Genomic DNA, 21,052 nt, shown 5'->3' with positions numbered 1-21,052 from the left:
TAAAACTACAAGTGGTACTGTAGAAGGAATTAATAATAAACTCAAGTTAATTAAAAGACTTGGATATGGCTTCCGTAATTTCAGTAATTTTAGATTACGCAGTTTATTAAACTGGCATTTTACTATTGATTATCCATAAAAGTAACCGAAGAACCAATTTTCTGATGTTTTTTTAGCAATGTTTTGTTAAAAAACTAAAATATCAACATAAGTAAAACTTACCCAAAATATAAACTGTTGCAAAGATAACCAAATAAAGATTACACATATTTATAATATGTTGCAATTTTAATCTTGTGGACAACATCAGTACTAAAGTAGATAAATCAAAACCAACGCGACTCAGCAAGGAGTCTCATATGGCGATTTCAAACAGATTAGCTAGCATCATGCAGTATGTTTCTGAAGCCGTAATGCGGATTTTTACACCTACTGACGATGCTTATCCGGTGATTGGTGTACAGCCATTTACAGGAGAACCCTATAGACGTAGAACAGCCAACAGTTGGTAGTCCTGGAAATTCCACACTGAATCAAGCAGACAATTCTGATATCCCCCTCCTCCCTAGGGAAAAGGGGGTACTACTTTTTACCGCATATCGTAGCCGAACAAATTGGGATCTACCTCCCCTAACTTTAAATTCGCTAAACCATACTCAGCCCAGCGTCTATCTACCATCGCAGCTATATTGGGGTCTGACTCCAAAGGTGCGCCCCATTCGTGGTCTGTTTCGGGTGGTATTTTCGTAGTCGCATCAATACCCATGCGTCCACCTAAACCAATTTTCTCACTAGCAAAATCTAAGGTATCAAAGGGTGTATTAGGCAAAATAAATACATCCCTAGAGGGATCAACCTTGGAACTGATAGCCCATACTACTTGACGCGGATCACGAATATTGATATCTTTATCAACCACAATCACAAATTTAGTATAAGTAAATTGGGGTAAGGCACTCCAAAACGCCAAAGCAGCCCGTCGCGCCTGTCCTGGATATGCTTTATCAATGGAAATAATCGCAGCTTTGTAACTTAAGGCTTCCATTGGTAAGAAGAAATCCACAATTTCCGAGACTTGTTGCCGCAAAATAGGAGTGTAAATCCGATTCAGGGCGATCGCCATCATCGCCTCTTCCTTGGGGGGACGACCGCTAAAAGTGGTTAAATAAATGGGGTCTTTGCGGTGGGTCATACATTGGAAGCGCACCAAGGGAGAATCTTCCACACCACCGTAGTAACCCATATGGTCACCAAAGGGGCCATCTGGTAATACTTCCCTTGGTGTAATTGTCCCTTCCAAGACAAATTCTGAATCTGCGGGAACTTCTAAATCTACAGTTTTACATTTTGCTAGGTTGACACCGGAACCGCCATAGAGTCCTGCAAACAACCATTCTGATAAATCTACAGGAATGGGTGTTGCCGCAGCCATAATGATTAAAGGATCTACACCCAGGGCGATCGCCACTTCTAACTTTTTACCACATTCAGCAGCCTTGCGTAAATGTCTTGCCCCACCCCGCACAGATAACCAGTGAACAGTCATCGTATTTCGAGATTGCAGTTGCAAGCGATACACACCTACATTGGGCGTACCCGTTTCACAGTCCTTGGTAATTACTAACCCCAGAGTGATAATCTTACCGGCATCGCCTACATACGGACGTATTAAGGGTAACTTATTTAAATCTAAATCATCACCTTGGACTACCACTTGTTGACAAGGTGGGAAAAAGTCTCGTCCTGGTTTAGCTTTCACTACATCAAACAGCACCTTCCCAAAGTCTATAGCTTGGGAAATCTTTTTTGGTGGTTTTGGTTGTTGCAGCATACCCAGCTTTTTACCCAGAGTTTCCAACTCTTCTGGATGCTGCATATTCATTGCCCAGCATATCCTTTGCACGGTTCCCATCAAATTAACCGCCACCGGGAACGATGCGCCTTTGACGTTCTCAAATAGTAACCCTGGCCCACCTTTTTGTAGCATCCGGTTGGAAATTTCTGCAATTTCTAATTCTGGGTCAACTAAAGCGGAAATTCTCTTTAATTGTCCTCTTTCTTCCAGAATTTTGATGAATCCCCGTAAGTCTCTGGCCATGGTTATAATAAAGGTGAATAGGAAGAAAACATATGTAATATGTTTTCTTCATATTAATTCATCATTAGCTTTAACTAAGGTGGCAAAGTCATCTTGCAACCCGTCAGAAAATGGGTAAATCAGCCAAAAATACCCACCTCCTACAATAATTTCCCCTTGATATCTAAGTTTAACGGTAAATTAACCCAGTAGTGAACTTTTCTTAACCCCAAACTAGTTGGGGTCAAGTTATTTTAATCCAGTATAGGGAATAAGCACTACCCTAATCAAACATGGCGATGATATATTTACTTAGCTAGCAGCAGGTAGCTTGCTACCTGCTAGCTTTGTTTTTTGCCACTAAAATTGTGGAAACAAAAGATTATCCAAAACGACCGCTAACATAATCTGCTGTTTTTGCCTGGGAAGGGTGATTAAAAATTATCCCTGTCTGATCAAACTCCACCAATTCGCCCAAATACATAAATGCTGTATAGTCAGATAAACGAGTTGCTTGCTGCATATTATGGGTGACAATCAAAATCGTCACTGTTGTTTTCAATTGAGTAATTAACTCTTCAATGCTGGCAGTAGCTATGGGGTCTAGGGCAGATGTTGGCTCATCAAATAGTACCATTTCCGGTTCAGTAGCCAAAGCCCGGGCGATACAGAGCCTTTGCTGTTGACCACCAGAAAGGTTAAAAGCTAAATCACTCAGACGGTCTTTGACTTCATCCCACAAAGCCGCACTTTGCAAAGCTGTTTCTACTTTCTCATCAATAATGTCACGTCTAGTTTCACCCCGCACCCTCAAACCATAAGCCACATTTTCATAAATAGACTTAGGAAAAGGATTAGGTCTTTGAAACACCATACTAATCCGCATTCGCACTTCAATGGGGTCAACTTTACGACTTAGCAGGTTGACTCCATCTGGTTCTAGAGTGATTTCCCCTCCATAGCGATTACCCGGATAGAGGTCATGCATCCGGTTGAAACAACGTAGTAGGGTAGTTTTACCACATCCAGATGGTCCAATCAATGCCGTAACCTGCTTCTCAGGCACTGGCATATTAATGTTATTGAGAGCATGGACTGTACCAGCATAGTAAAAATTAAGACTATTAACCGCCGCCTTTAAGGGCTTTTCTGGTGTTGAAGATCCTGTTTCTACCATTTGATTTTACTGCGTAAACGATAACGGAAATAAATTGCTACAGCATTCATGGACAAAGTAATCACAATCAGAACAATACCTGCTGCTGCAGCGTTCACCTGAAAGCTAGTTTGCGGACGAGATACCCAAGAAAACATTTGAATTGGCAGCACAGTAAAAGGAGCAGATAACCAAGCAAATGAAATGAAGGGAAAATCACTCGTGATTGGGGGGTCAGGTAAGAAGGCAATAAATGTCAAAGCCCCAATAGTAATTAAAGGCGCAGTCTCACCAATAGCCCGCGCCAAGGCCACAATCACACCAGTGAGAATTGTTCCCGTCGAGTAGGGCAAAACGTGATCCCAGATTACCTGCCACTTAGAAGCCCCGGTTGCATAAGCAGCCTCGCGAATACTATTAGGAATAGCACGGATAGCCTCACGAGTAGCAACAATTACTATAGGTAAAACTAGTAGGGCTAAAGTTAACCCAGCAGTAATGACACTTTCACCCAGGTTCAATCCATAAACAAACACACCCAAAGCTAAAAGCCCATAAATAATCGAAGGAACGCCCGCCAAGTTAGTCACATTAATTTCGATTAAATCAGATATCCAATTTTTGCGGGCATATTCTTCTAGGTAAATTCCCGATGCCACGCCAATGGGTACTGCAGAGCATGCCGTGACTAACATCACCAGTATAGTACCTACCCAGGCAGAGAGAATACCAGCCTCTCCTGGTCGGCGACTGGGAAAAGAAGTGAAAAACTGCCAGGAAAGCCGGGGTAACCCATCGTGCAACAAATCCAAAAATAGGGCCAACAAGGTGATGATGGCAACTAGCATTGATAACAGGCTGATGATCCCAAAAATATATTCTGAGCGCTTGTTATTGCTAATGGCCTTCCGGGCTTCCTGAAGCTTGAGATTTGTCATATCAATAAATCTCCCGGTAGCGCTTACTCAGGAAATGACCAATAATGTTGAAAACCAAGGTCATCAACACCAAAGCCAGTCCCACGGCAAAGATTGTTTGGTATTCTAAGCTGTTGTGGGGTAAGTCACCCAGACTGACGGATACTATGTAGGCAGTCATAGTGGCTGCTGGCTCCATGGGGTTAAGGGTAAAGTTGGGTTGTCCCCCCGCAGCAATGGCTACTACCATGGTTTCCCCCGCCGCCCGGGAAATTCCTAAAATATAGGCCGCTGATATCCCGGAAATTGAGGCAGGTATGACAACTCTTAAAGCTGTTTGTAAGCGAGTAGCCCCTGTTGCATAGGAACCTTCTCGCAGATATGCCGGTACTGCACGCATGGCATCTTCACTTAAAGAACTGACATAGGGAATAATCATAATCCCTATGACTAACCCCGCACTGAGCATATTAAAACCAGGTAACTCAGGTAAAACTTGCTGCAAGAGAGGTGTAACAAATAACAATGCAAAATAACCGTATACTACTGTTGGAATACCAGCTAGTAATTCTAAGGTTGGCTTAACGACCTCCCGGACTACAGGGGGAGCAAATTCACTCAAGTAAATAGCAATAATTGTACCTAGGGGTACTGCTACTGATAAAGCAACTAATGTAGTGACTAAAGTTCCGGAAACTAAAGGCCAAATTCCAAAATTTTTCTTTTCAAACAGGGGTGTCCACTGGGTGGAGGTGATAAATTCCCACAAAGACACCTCTTGAAAAAAAAGTGCGGATTCATAAAGTAGAACACCAATAATTGCCACCGTGGTGGCCACAGAAGACAGGGCTGCTAAAAATAGCACAGCCTCAATCCCCCGTTCCCGTAAATCTCGCACTAACTTGGGAGAAAACTCAATTCCTTGGGCAATCTTCATCTTGGAAATATCTAAACAGCCGTGATGAGCAATTCCAATATCCAAAGAGAAGTACCACCAGTAAATCTCTTTGGTAAGTTGACAAAATCTTCAAAATCAAAATCCAGCCCCGAAATTAGTCTTTTGCTTGACGTGCTAACAGATCGGCAATTTTGACACCAACAGCTTCTTTACCACCAAATACAGTGCCGAATCTCTTGGTGTTAACGTGCCTCTGGGCAGTAGTATAAGCTGAAGCAGGTAGACCAATGTATCCCACTTCTCTGCTGAGTTTGGCTCCATTTTTTAAGTAAAAATCAACAAACTGCTTGACTTCTGGTTTCTCAATGGACTTAGAACTTACGTAAATGAAAATGGGGCGAGACAAGGGGCTATATGTACCGTTTTCTACTGTTCTTACTGAAGGAGCTACACCATTAATGGAGACTGCTTTGAGCTTATCTGTGTTTTCTGAATAATAGGCAAAGCCAAAGTATCCCAAGGCATTTCTGTCACGAGCAACACCCTGCACCAATACATTATCATCTTCACTGGCAGTAAAATCACCACGGCTAGACTTGGATTTCCCTACAGTGGCTTCTGTGAAGTAGTCAAAAGTGCCAGAGTCAGCACCAGGTCCAAACAGCTTTAATGGTGCGTTAGGGAACCCTGTTCGCACTTGATTCCAGTTAGTTACCTTTCCTTGGGCTGCGGGTTCCCACATTTTTTTCAATTCCGCAACTGTCAGGTTATTTGCCCAGTTATTTTGCCTGTTAACCACCACGGTTAAGGCATCAAAGGCCACTGGTAGCTCAAGGTAGCGAATACCGGCAGCTTTACATTCGTCCATTTCTTTTTGTAGGATGGGACGGGAAGCACCAGAAATGTCTGTCTCTCCACGGCAGAACTTTTTAAAACCACCACCAGTACCGGACACACCAACGGTTACTCGTACACCTCTTTGAGCTTTCTGAAATTCTTCTGCTACGGCTTCAGTAACCGGAAAAACTGTACTAGAACCATCGATTTGCACAGTTTTGACACTTTGAGATTGCACCGCAGAAATCGAGAACCCTAGGGTGGTGGCTATCATGGAGGCCAGACCCAATGCTGTTAAGCTATGAAGCTTCAAGTTCATTTTATTCATTCCCAAACTCCTAATTTTTTGTAGATTTAGCCTTCGCCTCATCGCCTTCAAGGGACGATGCTGTGATCGGGTAAAGAACTTAGTGAATATAAAATCTATCCACTGCTAAGAAGGTTGACATAAGCAGTTCATCCTTAAGTTAATTTTTGGTTAACAAGAATTTAATATCCAGTCTTAACCGAGTATTCTTTTTTTACTTGTGATAAAATTTAGAACGTAGGGTTGACAAACTTATCATTTAATGAATATGCCAGTGAATAATAGAAATAGCCATGTCTGGGTCAAGTTACATCCAGAAATTAATCATCTTCATTGCAGTCAATTAAGTAATGCAAAAATTTATGTGCTGTCAAGTAAATTTTAATTACGTGATATGTTTCGCGTAATTTTCACACTTACTTGTATGCAACTATGCACTACAAAAACTCCATATTGATTGGACAAATCACGAAATATTAGTAATTACTTTTCATGTTTTGTTTAGTCAATATTTATTGCTCCAGGGTTTTTTGAGTATGAATCAACTAATTTCAGCCATTAAAGTGAAAAATCTCAGCTTTTATTACAATACTCAAAAGATATTTGAAAATGTTTCTATGGATATTTATCAGGGCAAAGTAACTGCAATTATTGGACCTAGCGGTTGTGGAAAGTCTACTTTTGTGAAATGCCTCAATCGCATGATTGAATTAGAAGGGAAAGTACGAGTTGAGGGAGGGGTAGAATTTTTTAATCAAAATATATATGAGCGTCGTGTCAACTTAACTCGGCTCCGTCGTCAAGTGAGTATAGTACTCCCTAAGCCAAATCTTTTTCCCATGAGTGTTTATGATAATGTCGCTTATGGGGTAAAAATACTGGGTTGGCATCCGAAAGCAGAATTAGACAGGATTGTAGAATCTGCTATTAAAGATGCGGATCTCTGGGAGGAAGTGAAAAATAAATTACATAAGTCGGCTTTAGACCTTTCTGGGGGTCAACAACAACGACTCTGTATTGCTCGTGCTTTGGCAGTGAAGCCACAAGTTATCCTCATGGATGAGCCTTGTTTTGCTCTTGATCCTATTGCTAGGATCAGAGTTGAGAGCTTAATTCAACGTTTGCGTTTGCGTTCAGAATTAACAATGGTAATTATTAGTCACAACTTGCAGCAGGTGCAGCGCCTATCTGATTTCACTGCTCTATTTTATACTAATGAAAATCGTATTGCTGAAATGATTGAATTTGCTACCACAAATAAAATCTTTACTAATCCCCTTGATTCTCGGACTCGCGACTATATTTCTTACCACCTTAATTGAGCTATTTTACTTTGTGGAATTGAAAATGAATCAATTTATCTTGGGTTTTGTCTTTCCACTCAACCTACAAATATTACAAGTGTTTAAGGGAACATAATATATGATGGATGAGAAAAGAATTGATAATCTAGCAAAAAAGACAAAAATTACAGATAGGTAAGCTGTTGTGCTGGATTCTCAGGATTTATGAAGATCGATCACGTTCATTTCTATGTAGAAGATGCCAAAGTCTGGCGGGATTGGTTTGTAAACCACCTGGGGTTTACGGCAGTAGGTAGTCATCTTAGTTCGGTTCACACTTGTACGGAATTTGTGAGCAACGGTGTCGTTGAATTTTGGTTGTCATCGGCGTTATTAGATACAAGTCCGGTAGCTGAATTTCTCCGTAAACACCCACCTGGGGTAGCAGATGTGGCTTTTGCTGTGGAAGATGTGGCTCGCGCGATCGCACGAGCTCAAACATACGGGGCTACAGTCATTCAACCCATCCACTCACGCCGGGTTGCCGGTGTTTGGCGTCAGTGTGGCACAATTGCCGCTTGGGGTGGGTTAACTCATACGTTGATTTCAACCTCCCCTGGTCATGGACAGCAAACAACAGATCATACTTTTACTGCTATAGATCATATAGTTTTGAATGTGGCAGTGGGTGAATTGGAATCCGCTGTCGCTTGGTACGAAAAAGTTCTCGATTTTCAACCCCAGCAAAGCTTTAAAATTCAAACCGAGCGTTCTGCTTTATATAGCCAAGTCATGGTTTCCCGTAATGGTAGCGTACAATTACCGATTAATGAACCAGCTTCTGGCAATTCCCAAATTCAAGAGTTTCTGGATGTTAATCGCGGATCTGGAGTTCAACACATCGCTTTGGGGACACCTAATCTGATCAGTGCCATTGCTCAATTCCGCGCCCGTGGTCTATCTTTACTGTCGGTTCCCCAAACCTATTATTCACAAGTCCAACGGCGCCGGGGATGTCCTCTGTCTAGGGTAGAACTGGAGGCCATTGCCGAGCAAGAAATTTTAGTGGATTGGCCAGAAGATTCCCAAGATGCAGTACTGCTACAAATCTTTACTCAGCCTATTTTTACACAACCCACTTTTTTCTTTGAGTTTATTGAACGCCGTTATCAGGCTCAAGGTTTTGGGGAAGGTAATTTTCGGGCTTTGTTTGAGGCTATTGAAGGCGAACAAATCAAACGCGGCACCTTGCAATAATTAGTGAGATAATGTCATAAAAATTAACATTTTTTGCCAATGCTAAGATTAATTACTGACTTCGACGGCCCGATTATGGATGTCTCTGAACGGTATTACCGTGTTTATCAATTTTGTTTGCAGAATATCCGATATCCCCAACAATCTGTGCGAGAACTTTCCCGGTCAGAATTTTGGCAGCTCAAGCGATCGCGTGTCCCTGAAAAACAAATTGCTTTAAAATCTGGGTTAGATGACAACCAAGCCCAAGAATTTGCCCAGTTACGGCGCAAAACCGTACACACAGACACTTATTTTCAGTATGACAGCCTGATTCCAGGGGCTGTAGACACACTGTTAAAAATTCAACAGGCTGGAATTGATTTGGCTGTGATGACCATGCGTCGAGTCAGGGAACTAGATTATGCTCTGGAAAAATATGAATTAGGTAATTTCTTCCCAGAAAATCGCCGTTATTGCTTGAGCAACGACTATGTTAAAACTAGTGACGTTGAAGATAAACCCTTGTTGATGGAACGAGCATTAGCGGAACTGCCTCCCGCCTGTGATACTTGGATGGTTGGGGATACAGAAGCAGATATTGCGGCGGCGAAAAAATACGGTATTAAAGTGATAGCTGTGGAGTCTGGGATTCGCGATCGCACTCAATTAGAAATTTACCAGCCAGATGTAATTGTTGAGGATTTGAGAACAGCTGTCAAACTTATCCTCGAATCTAGGTTGGCAGAAATTGGGTCATAGTAACTTATCTTAACAATATGCTAATTAACAATTCCCCCACCAAGCAGGCAGCTGGGTGGGAGATTCCTGTTTCAGCGGTCACCATGATCACCATAAATGTGTGATTCTAACGCAGAAAACTGGTAATTAGCCATAACAAGATAAATGTCAACACTGTTGAGAACTGGTCAGAGCTGATCTGTGCTAAGTTTATCTGCGGCAGGAGCCAGTTAGCAATTAGCCCACCAGCGATTAAACCGACAATTAAACCCACCAAAGTCAATAAAACTGCCCTACCAAACTTGTCTTCCTTGCGTTTGAGGAAGTAAATACTGACTCCTACACCTAAGACTAAAGCCAATTGTAAAACCTGACTGCCTGGGGATGGAGTCAACACACTCATGGAACTTAAACCCAAATACCAAGCTCCGGGTAAGAGTATATCTCTAGGCGAGGGTTGATCTCGCATTCGTTGCAGCCATGCTGGAGACTGCTGGGGAGGGTTGGGAGTTTCTTTTGCGGGGGATTGCACCCGCAATTCTGGAAACCTGATTCGTTCGGGTACCTTAATTTTACCTTCTTGGCGCATCCGGAGGCGATCCATTAGAATCGCATCGTAAGCCACTTCAATGAGTTCTATACTCTTGGCATCGCCATTGTATTGCTCCAATTGGCGATTACGAGCATCCTGAATTTCATCGAAGCTAGCATCTTCCGATACCCCAAGTTTCTCGTAGGGATTTTGATCGCTCATGGGAGTTTATACTTTCTTTAGCCTTAGTCAGGGGCAGTTTTTGAGTGTTTGGAAAAACAATTTTAGGTTTTATCTTGAGTCCAACCAACGTATGAACCCATTCCTAGACCCTACAAGGTATAGTAGCATGGGTTAGTTGGGGTAAGTGGAAATTTGTAACTACATCAACTTTAACATATTGCTCATTGCTCTTACACAGTTTCTCACCGCGTCCCTTTGGTAAATGACTTCTTTACTCTATAATTTTAAATAGGGGTGCTACCAACGCATTTTTTAGCAAAAAATTAAGTTTTATCTGTCTAAAATTTAGCAATTTAGAGCATCTCGGAGCAATTTTTAGTACTTAGCCTCACAATAGCTTGTGGTATGTATCCGCATATGGATTTAGAATTGGAAAGTTTTAAATCCCCACTGAATTGGGAAAGCAAACTCTACCAGGTAAAGGAACTGCTATGGCGGACATTGAGAACAACGGTCTGGTACACATGAATCTTGATAATTAGAATACAGGTATTCAAAATCCTCTTAGTTTGATTTTCCCTCAATTCTGATGACACAATTATTTTATTTTGGATAATCAGGAAATGCATTCCTTACCCCTGTAGAGTCTTAAATAACCCCTAAAGTGGAAACTGCGTTTTTTACGCAATCCTCCGTCTGTGTTAATCTTAGGAATTTTTGTGCAAAGTGATGGTCATGGCTCCCGCCAAGATTCTTGTAGTTGATGACGACCCTGCGGTCAGAAATTTAATCCAACGCTTTTTGATTAAGCAGACCTATCAGGTGGAGGCGGCTGAGGATGGTAAAACAGCCTTAACGCTATTTGAGCAATTTAACCCAGATTTGGTAATTTTAGACGTGAATTTGCCAGATGTCATTGGGTTCAACCTCTGCCAAGAAATGCAAAGTCGTAGCGGTGTTTTCGTTTTGATGCTGACTAGTCGCGCCGACGAAGCCGACAAAATTCGCGGCTTTTCCAAAGGTGCTGATGACTATCTCACTAAGCCATTTGGACTCGGAGAGTTAGAAGTCAGAGTAGGCGCAATTTTGAGACGCCAGCGGATTGTGACTACTGCTGAACAAAAACGCCTAGTATTTGAAAAGTTAATGATTGATCCTGCACGACGCGAAGTCGCATTCAACAACCAAGCAATACCCTTAACGGCTCTTGAATTTGACTTGTTGCATTTTTTAGCTAGCCATCCCGGTAGAGTCTGGCGACGTGCAGAACTAATTCAAGAGGTCTGGGATTATGAATATGTTGGCGACCAGAGAGTTGTGGATGTACACATTGGTCAAATTCGCAAGAAAATTGAAATCGATGCTAGTCAACCCGCACTCATTCAAACTGTACGCGGCGTTGGGTATAAGTTTGAATGTCCCACTCATTCCCCCCAGTGGGAACCTCATTCCTGATCCCATGTTATTGAGCGTTAACTCTTGATTAAGTAACTAAGTAGGTAGCTACGCATAAACTTTGTTCTGTCACTCTTGCCATTACTGGCTAGTTTGTTTTAGTGCTCATAACTAACTCGTAGATTTTCCCACCTACCTACTGAAGCTACAAATCTTGAGCCAATATAGTCCCATCCAATCGTTTTCTATCTGTATTCAACATCCATCCATTCATTCATGGGGCATAGTTGCTTTGTCCATGCTCAGGTAGGGGCTACAATATTACACCGTTATATGAAATTTTCTCAAGATAGTTAGAAAGATTTTTGCCCAGTCACCTACCAGCACTTTAGTTTTTATGGTGAATTGGTGCTGGGCATTTGTATTTAGCAGTTATGGAACAATGTTTCTAAATATACACGTGCAGCGCGGCGATGGCGCTCGCGCCCGCCGGGGGCATCGCTTTCGCCATTTTGGAGTAAAAACAGAGACAAAGCAGCCGTCAGGACTCTTTTTTCATCCCAATCTGGGTGGGTTTCTAAGTAATTTTTAAGGGATTCATGTAGTGATTCGGGAATTTCCGTCAAGATACTAACTGCGTTCATGAGTTTTTCCTTCTCTGAAATCAATCAAGAGAGACAAGTTGCTACATAGTTCTGTCTTCACCTGACAATCTACACCAACGTCTAAGGTGATTTTTCTTGTCAATGGTGGAACAAACTATAAAAGCCAGTCGCATCATTGTGCGCTAACAGGGGGTGGGTTTGTCAATGCTGCGAAATGTTACATCCCATGGGATATAAAACAAATGTTGACCTAATAATCAGGCTTTTGGGTCTTTTTTTGTGACTTAACTTCACAAAAACTCAGTAACCTAGACATCTAGGGATTGGGATCAAACAATCCCCAGTAAAACTGTAAGTGCCTATTAATTGGTCAAACACCTGTGGAAAACTACCAAAATACCTGTGGAAAGCCTGTGGAATGAGTGAGGAAAATTTTCGGTAATGATAAGAATTACAAAATATTGGTAATTGGGAACTCTCATCTTCAGCCGGCGGCTTTGAACAATGCCTGAGCTAGCGGCGACGTTCTTGTAACTTGCGATATACTGATTTTAAATCCACTTGATGATGAGCTAAGGCCACCAGGGTATGGTAGAGTAAATCTGCAACCTCCCCGGCGATCGCATCCTCCTCATCATCCTTAAAAGCCATCACCACCTCAGCGCTTTCCTCACCAATCTTTTTTAAGATTTTGTTGTCCCCACCGGCCAATAACTTACAGGTGTAAGAAGTTTCCACTGGGTGGTCACGGCGATCGCAAATTACCTGGAATAATTGGGACAAAGTATCTCCTGGTGGTAGAGCCACTCTTCCTTCCACCTGATGAAAACAGCTACGCTCCCCAGTGTGACAAGCAATATCCCCCAACTGTTCTACCCCAATGAGCAAGGCATCACTATCACAGTCATAACGGAGGCTTTGCACCTTCTGAATATGTCCAGAAGTTGCGCCCTTATGCCATAACTCCTGGCGGGAACGACTCCAAAACCAAGTTTCCCCGGTTTCCAAAGTCTTTTGTAAAGACTCCCGACTCATCCAGGCCATCATTAAAACAGTGCCATCCAAGTAATCTTGGATAATTGCCGGTACTAGACCGCGTTCATCGTAGGAAATCTGATCAACCGGGATAGAGAGGCGTAGTGAATCCGGATCATGAGAAAACATCACAATTTTAACTCTGTCCTGTATATTTTAATGGAAAATATACAATACCATTGATCTGATTGGTGAAAAAATGATTCAGCTTAAACAAAAACATTCCTATCTGGAGCAGACTGCATCTTGACAGCAGTTCATGGTGCTTTAATGTGAAAATTATTTCCACAATTTAGGAGAGAGCCTTGGTAAATACCACAATTAAAACCACAAAATCACAAGAAATCTTTGCTGCTGCTCAAAACTTGATGCCGGGAGGAGTGAGTTCTCCAGTTCGCGCCTTCAAATCTGTAGGTGGACAACCGATAGTTTTTGACCGCGTGAAAGACGCATACATCTGGGATGTAGATGGCAACCAATATATTGATTATGTGGGTACTTGGGGCCCAGCTATATGTGGTCATGCCCATCCAGAAGTAATTGCAGCCCTCCATGAGGCCTTAGAAAAAGGTACTAGCTTCGGCGCACCCTCAGTACTAGAAAATGTACTGGCAGAAATGGTCATTGATGCGGTTCCTAGCATCGAAATGGTGAGATTTGTCAATTCCGGCACTGAAGCCTGTATGGCAGTACTGCGGCTCATGCGGGCGTTTACCAACAGGGAGAAAATCATCAAGTTTGAGGGCTGCTACCACGGTCACGCCGATATGTTTCTAGTCAAAGCTGGTTCTGGTGTAGCCACGCTGGGGTTACCGGATTCCCCCGGAGTACCCAAATCAGCTACCATGAACACCCTGACAGCGCCTTATAATGACTTAGAAGCAGTCAAAGCCTTGTTTGCAGAAAACCCGGACGAAATTGCTGGGGTGATTTTAGAGCCAGTAGTTGGCAACGCTGGTTTTATTACTCCTGACACTGGGTTTCTAGAAGGTTTAAGAGAAATCACCCGGGAGCATGGGGCATTACTGGTATTTGACGAAGTAATGACAGGGTTTCGTATTGCTTACGGTGGCGCTCAGGAGAAATTTGGTGTCACCCCAGACCTGACCACCTTAGGTAAGGTCATTGGTGGGGGCTTACCCGTGGGAGCCTACGGCGGTCGCCGGGACATCATGTCAATGATAGCCCCTGCGGGTCCGGTGTATCAGGCGGGGACTTTGTCTGGTAATCCTTTGGCAATGACCGCGGGGATTAAGACTCTAGAACTGCTGCAAAGACCTGGTACTTATGAGTATCTAGATAAAATTACTCAGAAGTTAGCAGATGGGTTGCTGCAAATTGCTCAAGAAACTGGTCACCCTGCTTGTGGTGGTCATATTAGCGCCATGTTTGGCTTATTCTTCACCTGTGGACCAGTTCATAATTATGAAGATGCTAAAAAGTCTGATATGGCTAAATTTGGTCGCTTCCATCGCGGGATGTTAGAGCGCGGTGTTTATTTAGCACCTTCTCAGTTTGAGGCTGGTTTTACCTGTTTGGCGCACAGTGAAGCAGATATTGACCAGACTTTGGCTGTTGCTAGAGAAGTGCTGTCTAGTCTTTAAACTCCCCCGTTTTCTCCACTGACGCTGTACACACAAGCCCAAAAACAGAGTACCTAGAGGTTTTACCCCACAGTAACCCTCCCCTTGATTAGGGGAGGGGACTAGATCCATAAAGGTTCTTAACCACCTTAGGAATACCAGGGGAGCAAAGCCATTGTTTAATTAACAGCCGCAGCCATTATGTCCACAGCCTTTGATGGTTTTATGACCTTCAGCACAGCCCTCAGAACAATAATATTGACCCTCTTTTTTAATGGCTTCCTCAAGGGAAACTATACATAAGCAATTGGGACAGGCGCACTTCATTTGAGTGACGGTAGTCATAGTTCTCTCCATATAGTACCGAATAATTATCTATATTACAACACCTGAACAGATATTCAAGTATTATCTATAGGTATCAGCAAAATTAAGGTTTTACTACTCATAGCGGGCAAGAAGAAGAAAATGCCCGCACTACATCTATAATAAAAAGGCTTTGGGTGGAATGTTGATTATTCTTCCTCTAACTCATTGTCGTCATCATCTTCTTCCTCGTTAGCCTTGGACACTGAATTAGCAGAAACAACAGCCCCCATATCCAGCTTTTGACGTACCAGTTCCTTGATTTGTTGCACAAATTCCGGCTTTTCTTCGAGATACTTGATCGCATTATCTCGACCTTGGGAAATATTCTCACCGTTGTAACTGTACCAGGCTCCCTTGCGAATAATAACCCCTGTTTCTTCTGCTAAGTCCACCAGACAACCCAAGGTAGAAACTCCCTTACCAAATATAATGTCAAATTCCGCGACTCTAAACGGCGGAGCGACTTTATTTTTGGCCACTTTCACTTTGACGCGGTTACCAAATTCTTCAGTGCCTTTTTTCAAGGTTTGTATGCGGCGAATATCCAGACGCACGGAAGCATAAAATTTCAAGGCGTTACCGCCAGTGGTGGTTTCTGGGCTACCGTAGGTGACCCCAATTTTTTGCCGCAACTGGTTAATAAAAATAACTGTGCATCCAGATTTACCTATATTTCCAGTAATTTTACGTAGGGCTTGGCTCATCAACCTTGCCTGTAGACCAACGTGGGTATCACCCATATCCCCTTCAATTTCTGCACGGGGAACTAGTGCGGCTACTGAGTCAATGACGACAATATCAACGGCGGCGGAGCGCACCAGCTGATCAACAATTTCCAAGGCAGATTCCCCAGTATCAGGCTGAGAAACTAGTAAATTATCAATATCTACACCTAAAGCCGCAGCATAGGTGGGGTCTAGGGCGTGTTCAGCATCAACAAAGGCGGCAATACCATCTTGTTTTTGCACTTCCGCGATCGCATGTAGTGCTACAGTAGTTTTACCGGAACTTTCTGGTCCGTAAATTTCAATTACCCGTCCTTTAGGTAACCCTCCACCCAATGCTAAATCTAAGGTGAGGGCCCCTGTAGAAATTGTCTCTACTCGCATCCGCGTAGCATCACCCAGGCGCATGATTGCTCCTTTACCGAAACTGCGCTCAATCTGGTTGAGTACTATATTTAATGCTTTTTCCTTGCCAGAATTATTGGTGTTGGTAGCCATTCTTGCCTCTAAATATACGAACTATATTGATTTCAGGTATCTGGGGATGGGAGTTTCAGTAGAACAGATATACTATTTTAACCAGAAAATTCTCTTTTACAGTTTGAAAAAACAAAGGTGTCCACATAGTAACCCGATCGCTTGGAAATGAGGCTAGTAATCCTACATAATTTTAGGATATATTTATAACTACATAGATACTCATAGAGAACAGGAAATCATCCCATAATTCAGCGATCGCCATTTCACTTACCTTAAGCAAATAGGGAACAGGGTGGAAACTCCCTATCTGTTTTTGTCCTCACCTCTTTGGCGGTTGCTATCAATACTCAAACTCTTCACGCCAGTTATCCCCACACTCAGTATAGGTCTGGCTACCTATGGGTGTACCGAAACAACCTATGATTAAGTAATTTCTCAGTAATGGGAGCAACTTTTTGAGTTTTTCCGGTTAATACTCAAAGTTCTTGTAGTAACTACCAGTAGAAATATATAAGAGTCGAAATCTGGTAAATTAACTCACGAGCCATTGTCAAGAATTGATCTTTGCTGTTTGCTCATCAAGAGGAAAACTTAACCAGGGACTTTTGCAACTACTAACTTAGGGTACATCAACATCATGAAACCGTTTCTTTTCGTCACCGACTTAGATAATACCTTTGTGGGGGATGACAACGCCTTAGCAGCACTGACCCAATCACTGACACACCATCGTCGAGAATATGGTACTAAAATAGTTTATGCCACAGGGCGATCGCCTATTCTTTACCGTGAACTCCAGCAAGAAAAAAACCTCATGACACCGGATGCTTTAATTCTGTCCGTAGGTACAGAAATTTATCTCGATGGTCAGGAGACACCAGATGGGGGTTGGTCAGAAATCCTTTCTGCTGGGTGGGACAAAGAGCTAGTATTTAAGATTGTTAAGTCTTTTCCTGAGTTGGTACTGCAACCAGACTCAGAACAACGGGCTTTTAAGGTCAGCTGCTTCCTTCCCGAAGAATTTGCCCCCACTATCCTACCCCAACTAGAGGCGGAGTTGGTTAATTCTCAACTAAATATTAAGTTAATCTATAGTAGCGGCATTGACCTTGACATTTTGCCCATTAACAGTGATAAAGGTCAAGCAATGCAGTTTATCCGTCAAAAGTGGAAATTTGCAGCACAAAGAACAGTTGTTTGTGGTGATTCAGGTAATGATATTGCATTATTCGCTGTGGGTGAAGAGAGGGGAATTATAGTCGGGAATGCGCGGGGGGAATTACTCCAGTGGTACAAAGAGTATCCCGCTGACCATCGTTATCTAGCACAAAGTGCTTGTGCCGGTGGAATTATGGAAGGATTAAAATATTTTAGGTTTTTACAATGATTAGCTATCTTAAAGGGATTGTGGCTGGTATTCAAACAGTGGGCGGGGGTCGCTTCATCTTGACTCTTGAGGTTAATGGTTTGGGGTATGATTTGCAAATTCCCCAACGGCTATCACAGCAGTTACCAGATTCGGGAGCAGTGGTACAAATCTTTACCCACGTGCAAATTCGGGATGAGGTACCCTTCCTCTACGGCTTTGGTTCCCCCGCGGAACGTGACTTGTTCCGCCACTTGCTCAGTGTCAGCGGTATTGGTGTGGCTTTAGCGATCGCCCTGTTGGATACTTTGGAATTACCAGATTTAGTGCAAGCCATTATTGCTACTAATGTCCAAATGTTAATTCAAACCCCCGGTGTGGGCAAAAAGACCGCAGAACGCCTCTGTTTAGAATTGAAAGCCAAGTTAATTGAGTGGCGCAAATCAGCAGGATTTTTTGTGGCTACCGGTGGACCAGCACCAGGGATTTTAAAAGATGTGCAAATGACTCTTTTCGCCTTGGGATATACTCCCAACGAAGTTAGTCACGCTTTACACGTAGTCAGTGAAGATATTGGACTGACAAAAGATGCTTATGTGGAAGACTGGATTAAACAAGCGATCGCCTATCTGAGTAGCAGTGAGGCAATTAGTCACCAGTTATGATATAATCTTCCCACCCCATCCCCCATCCCCTCCCCCTGCACGGGGAGGGGAGTTAAGTAAGTCAATGGTCATCTGTATTTATGTCTCCAGACCCTTACAACTGGATAGAATCATCTTTAGCCACTATTCACAAGGCTAACTGGTATCGTTCAGTGCAAACCATCCAGGGTCGCCCCGGTGCAACTGTGCTGTTGGGGGGGGAAGAGGTGATTAATTTTGCTAGTAATGACTACTTGGGCTTGGCTGGGGATGAACGCTTGAGCCAAGCCGCCATTACTGCGGTGCAACAATGGGGGACTGGTTCCACTGGTTCCCAGTTACTCAGTGGACATAGAGAAATACACAGAGAATTAGAAACGGCGATCGCCTCTTGGAAACAAACAGAAGACGCACTATTATTCAGTTCTGGCTATCTAGCGAATTTAGGTGCGATCGCCGCTGTGGTAGGTAAACGTGATTTAATCTTATCAGACCAGTATAATCATTCCAGTCTGAAAAATGGGGCAATTCTCAGCGGTGCAGACTTCAAAGAATATCCCCACTGTGACATTACAGCTTTAAAAACCCAATTAATTCAACACCGCCCCAACTACCGCCGCTGTTTGATTATCACCGATAGCGTCTTTAGTATGGATGGTGATTTATGTCCTTTACCAGAATTATTAGATATAGGAGAGCAGTTTAACTCTATGCTCCTAGTAGACGAAGCCCATAGTACTGCAGTACTAGGGAAAACCGGCGCTGGGTGCATGGAACACTTTAATTGTACAGGTAGAAATGTCATTCAAATTGGCACATTAAGCAAAGCCCTGGGGAGTTTAGGCGGCTATGTCGCCGGAAGCGCCACCCTCATTGACTACTTACGCAATCGCGCCCCTACTTGGATTTATACCACCGCCCTTTCACCCCCAGACACCGCTGCAGCCTTAGCAGCCATTACAATAGTCCAACAAGAACCCCAACGCCTGGCGCAACTGTGGCGGAATGTGGACTATTTAAAACATTTACTCTCCGCAAAATTACCACAGCTAAACATACTACCCACAGCATCGGCTATCATATGTATACAGTTACCTAGTGCAGCTGTAGCCTTGAGGGTTGGTCAACAGTTAAAAAGCCAAGGTATTTTTGCGCCCGCAATTCGTCCCCCCACGGTTCCCACCAGTCGCATCAGAATATCTCTCATGGCCAGTCATGAATTGGAACATATAGAAAAATTAGTTTCTGTTTTAATGAGAATATCCGCGGGTTTCTAACCCCCGTCTCCCCGTGTAGCATCAAACGGAATTTTTCAACCCAGGGCGATCGCTTTAGGTATTATAATAGTGCTATACCCTCTCGAATAAACCATGACTTATACACCTGATGATGTTTGGGGCTTATTAGGTGAGTTGATTCTAGCTCAAAAGGAAACAGAGCGCCGCTTTCAAGAAACAGAACACCGTTTTCAAGAAACTGAGCGGTTTCTTAAACAGCAAGCTCAAGCAACTGATAAGCAGATTAAACAGGTAAGTCAACAACTGGGTAAATTAGGTAATCGCCTAGGGGAGTTTGTAGAATGGCAAGTACGCCCTGCTGCAGTAAGATTGTTTCGAGAACGGGGTATTGATGTCCATGAACTTCACCCAGGGTTATCTACACAGCGAGGGGATGAGGGTTTGGAAATTGATTTATTAGTGGTAAATGATACCGAAGCGGTATTAGTTGAGGTGAAGAGTAAACCCAACCAAGCCGATGTGGATAAGCATTTACAGCGGTTAGAAAAGTTTAAGCGCCTCATGCCTCGGTATACAGATGTACAGGCTATGGGTGCAGTGGCGGGGATGGTGGTTACTAATGAGGTACGGGATTATGCCTATGGTCAAGGTTTATTTGTCTTGGGTCTGTGCGGTGATGATGTGGTGATTTTAAATGAGCCGGATTTTCAACCCCGGAAGTGGTAATAGGAGTTTTGAGAGGGGGCGATCTGCTTGCAGCAGCGCTTCGCTATCGCCTTTACCATCGCCTTTACCATCGCCCCACAGATCCCCGACTTCTAGCTCAATTATCCTAGATTATCTCTAATGATGTGAGAAGTCGGGGATCTTAACCACCCGACATCTGATTAATAATATTCATGGTTTCTACACTGACTCTACACACCCGCATTAATAAATCTATTACCTGTTCTTTATAGTCTGCAAACCGGTAAGTGTTGAATTTTTCCGCAATGGTGGGGTCTTTGGGTTTCTTCTCTTTATATTGATCTAAAATCCATTCCAAAGCGCAACGATTGCCCAGCATATATTCCCATGCTATACTAGGCACACCTTGTAATGTAGTCACATCATCTAAGATAATACTTCCCTGGGTTTTATCAGCCTTTAACTTCGGCTTGGGTTTGGCTTGGTTATCCTTTAAAGAAATATCAACCCGACTGAGTTTGTAGGGTATGACGGTTTCATAATTAATATGTAGATCCATCAGTTGTTTACCCCAGTCCACCCATTGGGGAAAGTTATTATATAAAGGTAAGCGGGGAAAGTCTCGTTTTAAATTGAGTTCGTATTTTTGGCGGTACTCTGGGTTATGTAGCACTCCATAGGTGTAGTGGAAGATATCTATTTTAGTAATTGTTGTGTCTTGGTAATGGGTTTGAATTTGTTCTAGTCCCCAGTCGGTG

22 protein-coding genes are annotated in these 21,052 nt (G+C 43.0%); 11 read left to right on the top strand and 11 right to left on the bottom strand.

Annotated elements, in window-relative coordinates; translation table 11 throughout:
• Both PN447_RS12805 and PN447_RS12800 read left to right on the top strand, forming a co-directional pair.
• Window positions 1-139, top strand: a 139-nt coding sequence (locus tag PN447_RS12805) for a transposase (RefSeq protein ID WP_271763431.1), incomplete at its 5' end; no start/stop codon positions are given.
• Window positions 140-359: 220 nt separating this feature from the next.
• On the top strand, window positions 360-512 hold the full coding sequence (locus PN447_RS12800) for a nicotinate phosphoribosyltransferase (RefSeq protein ID WP_271730666.1): 153 nt from the start codon (window positions 360-362) through the stop codon (window positions 510-512).
• Between the two features lie 77 nt (window positions 513-589).
• Here PN447_RS12800 and PN447_RS12795 read toward each other — a convergent pair whose 3' ends face one another.
• From PN447_RS12795 to PN447_RS12775, 5 genes are all read right to left on the bottom strand, one after another.
• A complete protein-coding gene (locus PN447_RS12795) occupies window positions 590-2,098 on the bottom strand; it encodes a UbiD family decarboxylase (protein ID WP_271763429.1) in 1,509 nt (502 codons plus the stop codon).
• Window positions 2,099-2,459: 361 nt separating this feature from the next.
• Window positions 2,460-3,254, bottom strand: coding sequence for a phosphate ABC transporter ATP-binding protein PstB (gene pstB, locus PN447_RS12790; RefSeq protein ID WP_271763428.1), 795 nt, complete (start codon window positions 3,252-3,254; stop codon window positions 2,460-2,462).
• Window positions 3,248-4,171, bottom strand: a complete 924-nt coding sequence (pstA, locus tag PN447_RS12785; protein ID WP_271763426.1) for a phosphate ABC transporter permease PstA — start codon at window positions 4,169-4,171, stop codon at window positions 3,248-3,250. The genes pstB and pstA overlap by 7 nt, the downstream gene beginning before the upstream one ends.
• A 1-nt stretch (window position 4,172) precedes the next feature.
• Window positions 4,173-5,087, bottom strand: coding sequence for a phosphate ABC transporter permease subunit PstC (gene pstC, locus PN447_RS12780; RefSeq protein ID WP_271763430.1), 915 nt, complete (start codon window positions 5,085-5,087; stop codon window positions 4,173-4,175).
• 115 nt (window positions 5,088-5,202) lie between these two features.
• Window positions 5,203-6,213, bottom strand: coding sequence for a PstS family phosphate ABC transporter substrate-binding protein (locus PN447_RS12775; protein WP_271763425.1), 1,011 nt, complete (start codon window positions 6,211-6,213; stop codon window positions 5,203-5,205).
• 515 nt (window positions 6,214-6,728) lie between these two features.
• Here PN447_RS12775 and PN447_RS12770 point away from each other — a divergent pair.
• From PN447_RS12770 to PN447_RS12760, 3 genes are all read left to right on the top strand, one after another.
• Window positions 6,729-7,514 (top strand): phosphate ABC transporter ATP-binding protein, encoded by a 786-nt coding sequence (locus PN447_RS12770; RefSeq protein ID WP_271763424.1) that lies wholly within the window; start codon window positions 6,729-6,731, stop codon window positions 7,512-7,514.
• A gap of 186 nt (window positions 7,515-7,700) precedes the next feature.
• Window positions 7,701-8,732, top strand: a complete 1,032-nt coding sequence (gene hppD, locus PN447_RS12765) for a 4-hydroxyphenylpyruvate dioxygenase (RefSeq protein ID WP_271763423.1) — start codon at window positions 7,701-7,703, stop codon at window positions 8,730-8,732.
• 39 nt (window positions 8,733-8,771) lie between these two features.
• Window positions 8,772-9,473: an HAD family hydrolase gene (locus PN447_RS12760; protein WP_271763422.1), complete on the top strand. Its 702-nt coding sequence runs from the start codon at window positions 8,772-8,774 to the stop codon at window positions 9,471-9,473.
• A 106-nt stretch (window positions 9,474-9,579) separates the two neighbouring features.
• On the opposite strand, the gene PN447_RS12755 is transcribed toward PN447_RS12760, so the two are convergent.
• Window positions 9,580-10,206 carry a CPP1-like family protein gene (locus tag PN447_RS12755; RefSeq protein ID WP_271763421.1) on the bottom strand — a complete coding sequence of 209 codons (627 nt, stop codon included), beginning with the start codon at window positions 10,204-10,206 and terminating at the stop codon, window positions 9,580-9,582.
• A 696-nt stretch (window positions 10,207-10,902) separates the two neighbouring features.
• Between PN447_RS12755 and PN447_RS12750 the strand changes: the two genes are divergently transcribed.
• On the top strand, window positions 10,903-11,622 hold the full coding sequence (locus PN447_RS12750) for a response regulator transcription factor (RefSeq protein WP_271763420.1): 720 nt from the start codon (window positions 10,903-10,905) through the stop codon (window positions 11,620-11,622).
• 365 nt (window positions 11,623-11,987) lie between these two features.
• Here the strand turns inward: PN447_RS12750 and PN447_RS12745 are convergent, their stop codons facing one another.
• Both PN447_RS12745 and hisIE read right to left on the bottom strand, forming a co-directional pair.
• Window positions 11,988-12,206, bottom strand: a complete 219-nt coding sequence (locus tag PN447_RS12745) for a DUF2811 domain-containing protein (RefSeq protein ID WP_271730677.1) — start codon at window positions 12,204-12,206, stop codon at window positions 11,988-11,990.
• A gap of 474 nt (window positions 12,207-12,680) precedes the next feature.
• Window positions 12,681-13,331, bottom strand: a complete 651-nt coding sequence (hisIE, locus tag PN447_RS12740) for a bifunctional phosphoribosyl-AMP cyclohydrolase/phosphoribosyl-ATP diphosphatase HisIE (protein WP_271763419.1) — start codon at window positions 13,329-13,331, stop codon at window positions 12,681-12,683.
• Window positions 13,332-13,507: 176 nt separating this feature from the next.
• Here hisIE and hemL point away from each other — a divergent pair, with 176 nt between their 5' ends.
• Complete coding sequence (hemL, locus tag PN447_RS12735) at window positions 13,508-14,806, top strand: glutamate-1-semialdehyde 2,1-aminomutase (protein ID WP_271763418.1); 1,299 nt, start codon at window positions 13,508-13,510, stop codon at window positions 14,804-14,806.
• 162 nt (window positions 14,807-14,968) lie between these two features.
• Here the strand turns inward: hemL and PN447_RS12730 are convergent, their stop codons facing one another.
• Together PN447_RS12730 and recA are read right to left on the bottom strand one after the other, a co-directional pair.
• Window positions 14,969-15,130: a metallothionein gene (locus tag PN447_RS12730; protein ID WP_271763417.1), complete on the bottom strand. Its 162-nt coding sequence runs from the start codon at window positions 15,128-15,130 to the stop codon at window positions 14,969-14,971.
• Window positions 15,131-15,300: 170 nt separating this feature from the next.
• Window positions 15,301-16,377: a recombinase RecA gene (recA, locus tag PN447_RS12725; protein ID WP_271763416.1), complete on the bottom strand. Its 1,077-nt coding sequence runs from the start codon at window positions 16,375-16,377 to the stop codon at window positions 15,301-15,303.
• A gap of 619 nt (window positions 16,378-16,996) precedes the next feature.
• Between recA and PN447_RS12720 the strand changes: the two genes are divergently transcribed.
• From PN447_RS12720 to PN447_RS12705, 4 genes are all read left to right on the top strand, one after another.
• Window positions 16,997-17,746 (top strand): sucrose-phosphate phosphatase, encoded by a 750-nt coding sequence (locus PN447_RS12720; protein ID WP_271763415.1) that lies wholly within the window; start codon window positions 16,997-16,999, stop codon window positions 17,744-17,746.
• Complete coding sequence (ruvA, locus tag PN447_RS12715) at window positions 17,743-18,390, top strand: Holliday junction branch migration protein RuvA (protein WP_271763414.1); 648 nt, start codon at window positions 17,743-17,745, stop codon at window positions 18,388-18,390. The genes PN447_RS12720 and ruvA overlap by 4 nt, the downstream gene beginning before the upstream one ends.
• Before the next feature lie 80 nt (window positions 18,391-18,470).
• Window positions 18,471-19,646: an 8-amino-7-oxononanoate synthase gene (gene bioF, locus PN447_RS12710; protein ID WP_271763412.1), complete on the top strand. Its 1,176-nt coding sequence runs from the start codon at window positions 18,471-18,473 to the stop codon at window positions 19,644-19,646.
• A gap of 93 nt (window positions 19,647-19,739) precedes the next feature.
• Entirely contained in the window at window positions 19,740-20,333 is a 594-nt protein-coding gene (locus tag PN447_RS12705) for a hypothetical protein (protein ID WP_271763411.1), read from the top strand.
• 142 nt (window positions 20,334-20,475) lie between these two features.
• Here PN447_RS12705 and PN447_RS12700 read toward each other — a convergent pair.
• A partial coding sequence (locus PN447_RS12700; RefSeq protein WP_334311103.1) for a type ISP restriction/modification enzyme occupies window positions 20,476-21,052 on the bottom strand: 577 nt, incomplete at its 5' end.

This window comes from Anabaena sp. CS-542/02 (assembly GCF_028331085.1).
Classification (GTDB): Bacteria; Cyanobacteriota; Cyanobacteriia; order Cyanobacteriales; family Nostocaceae; genus Anabaenopsis; species Anabaenopsis arnoldii.
This window is presented reverse-complemented; position numbering and strand designations above follow the sequence as displayed.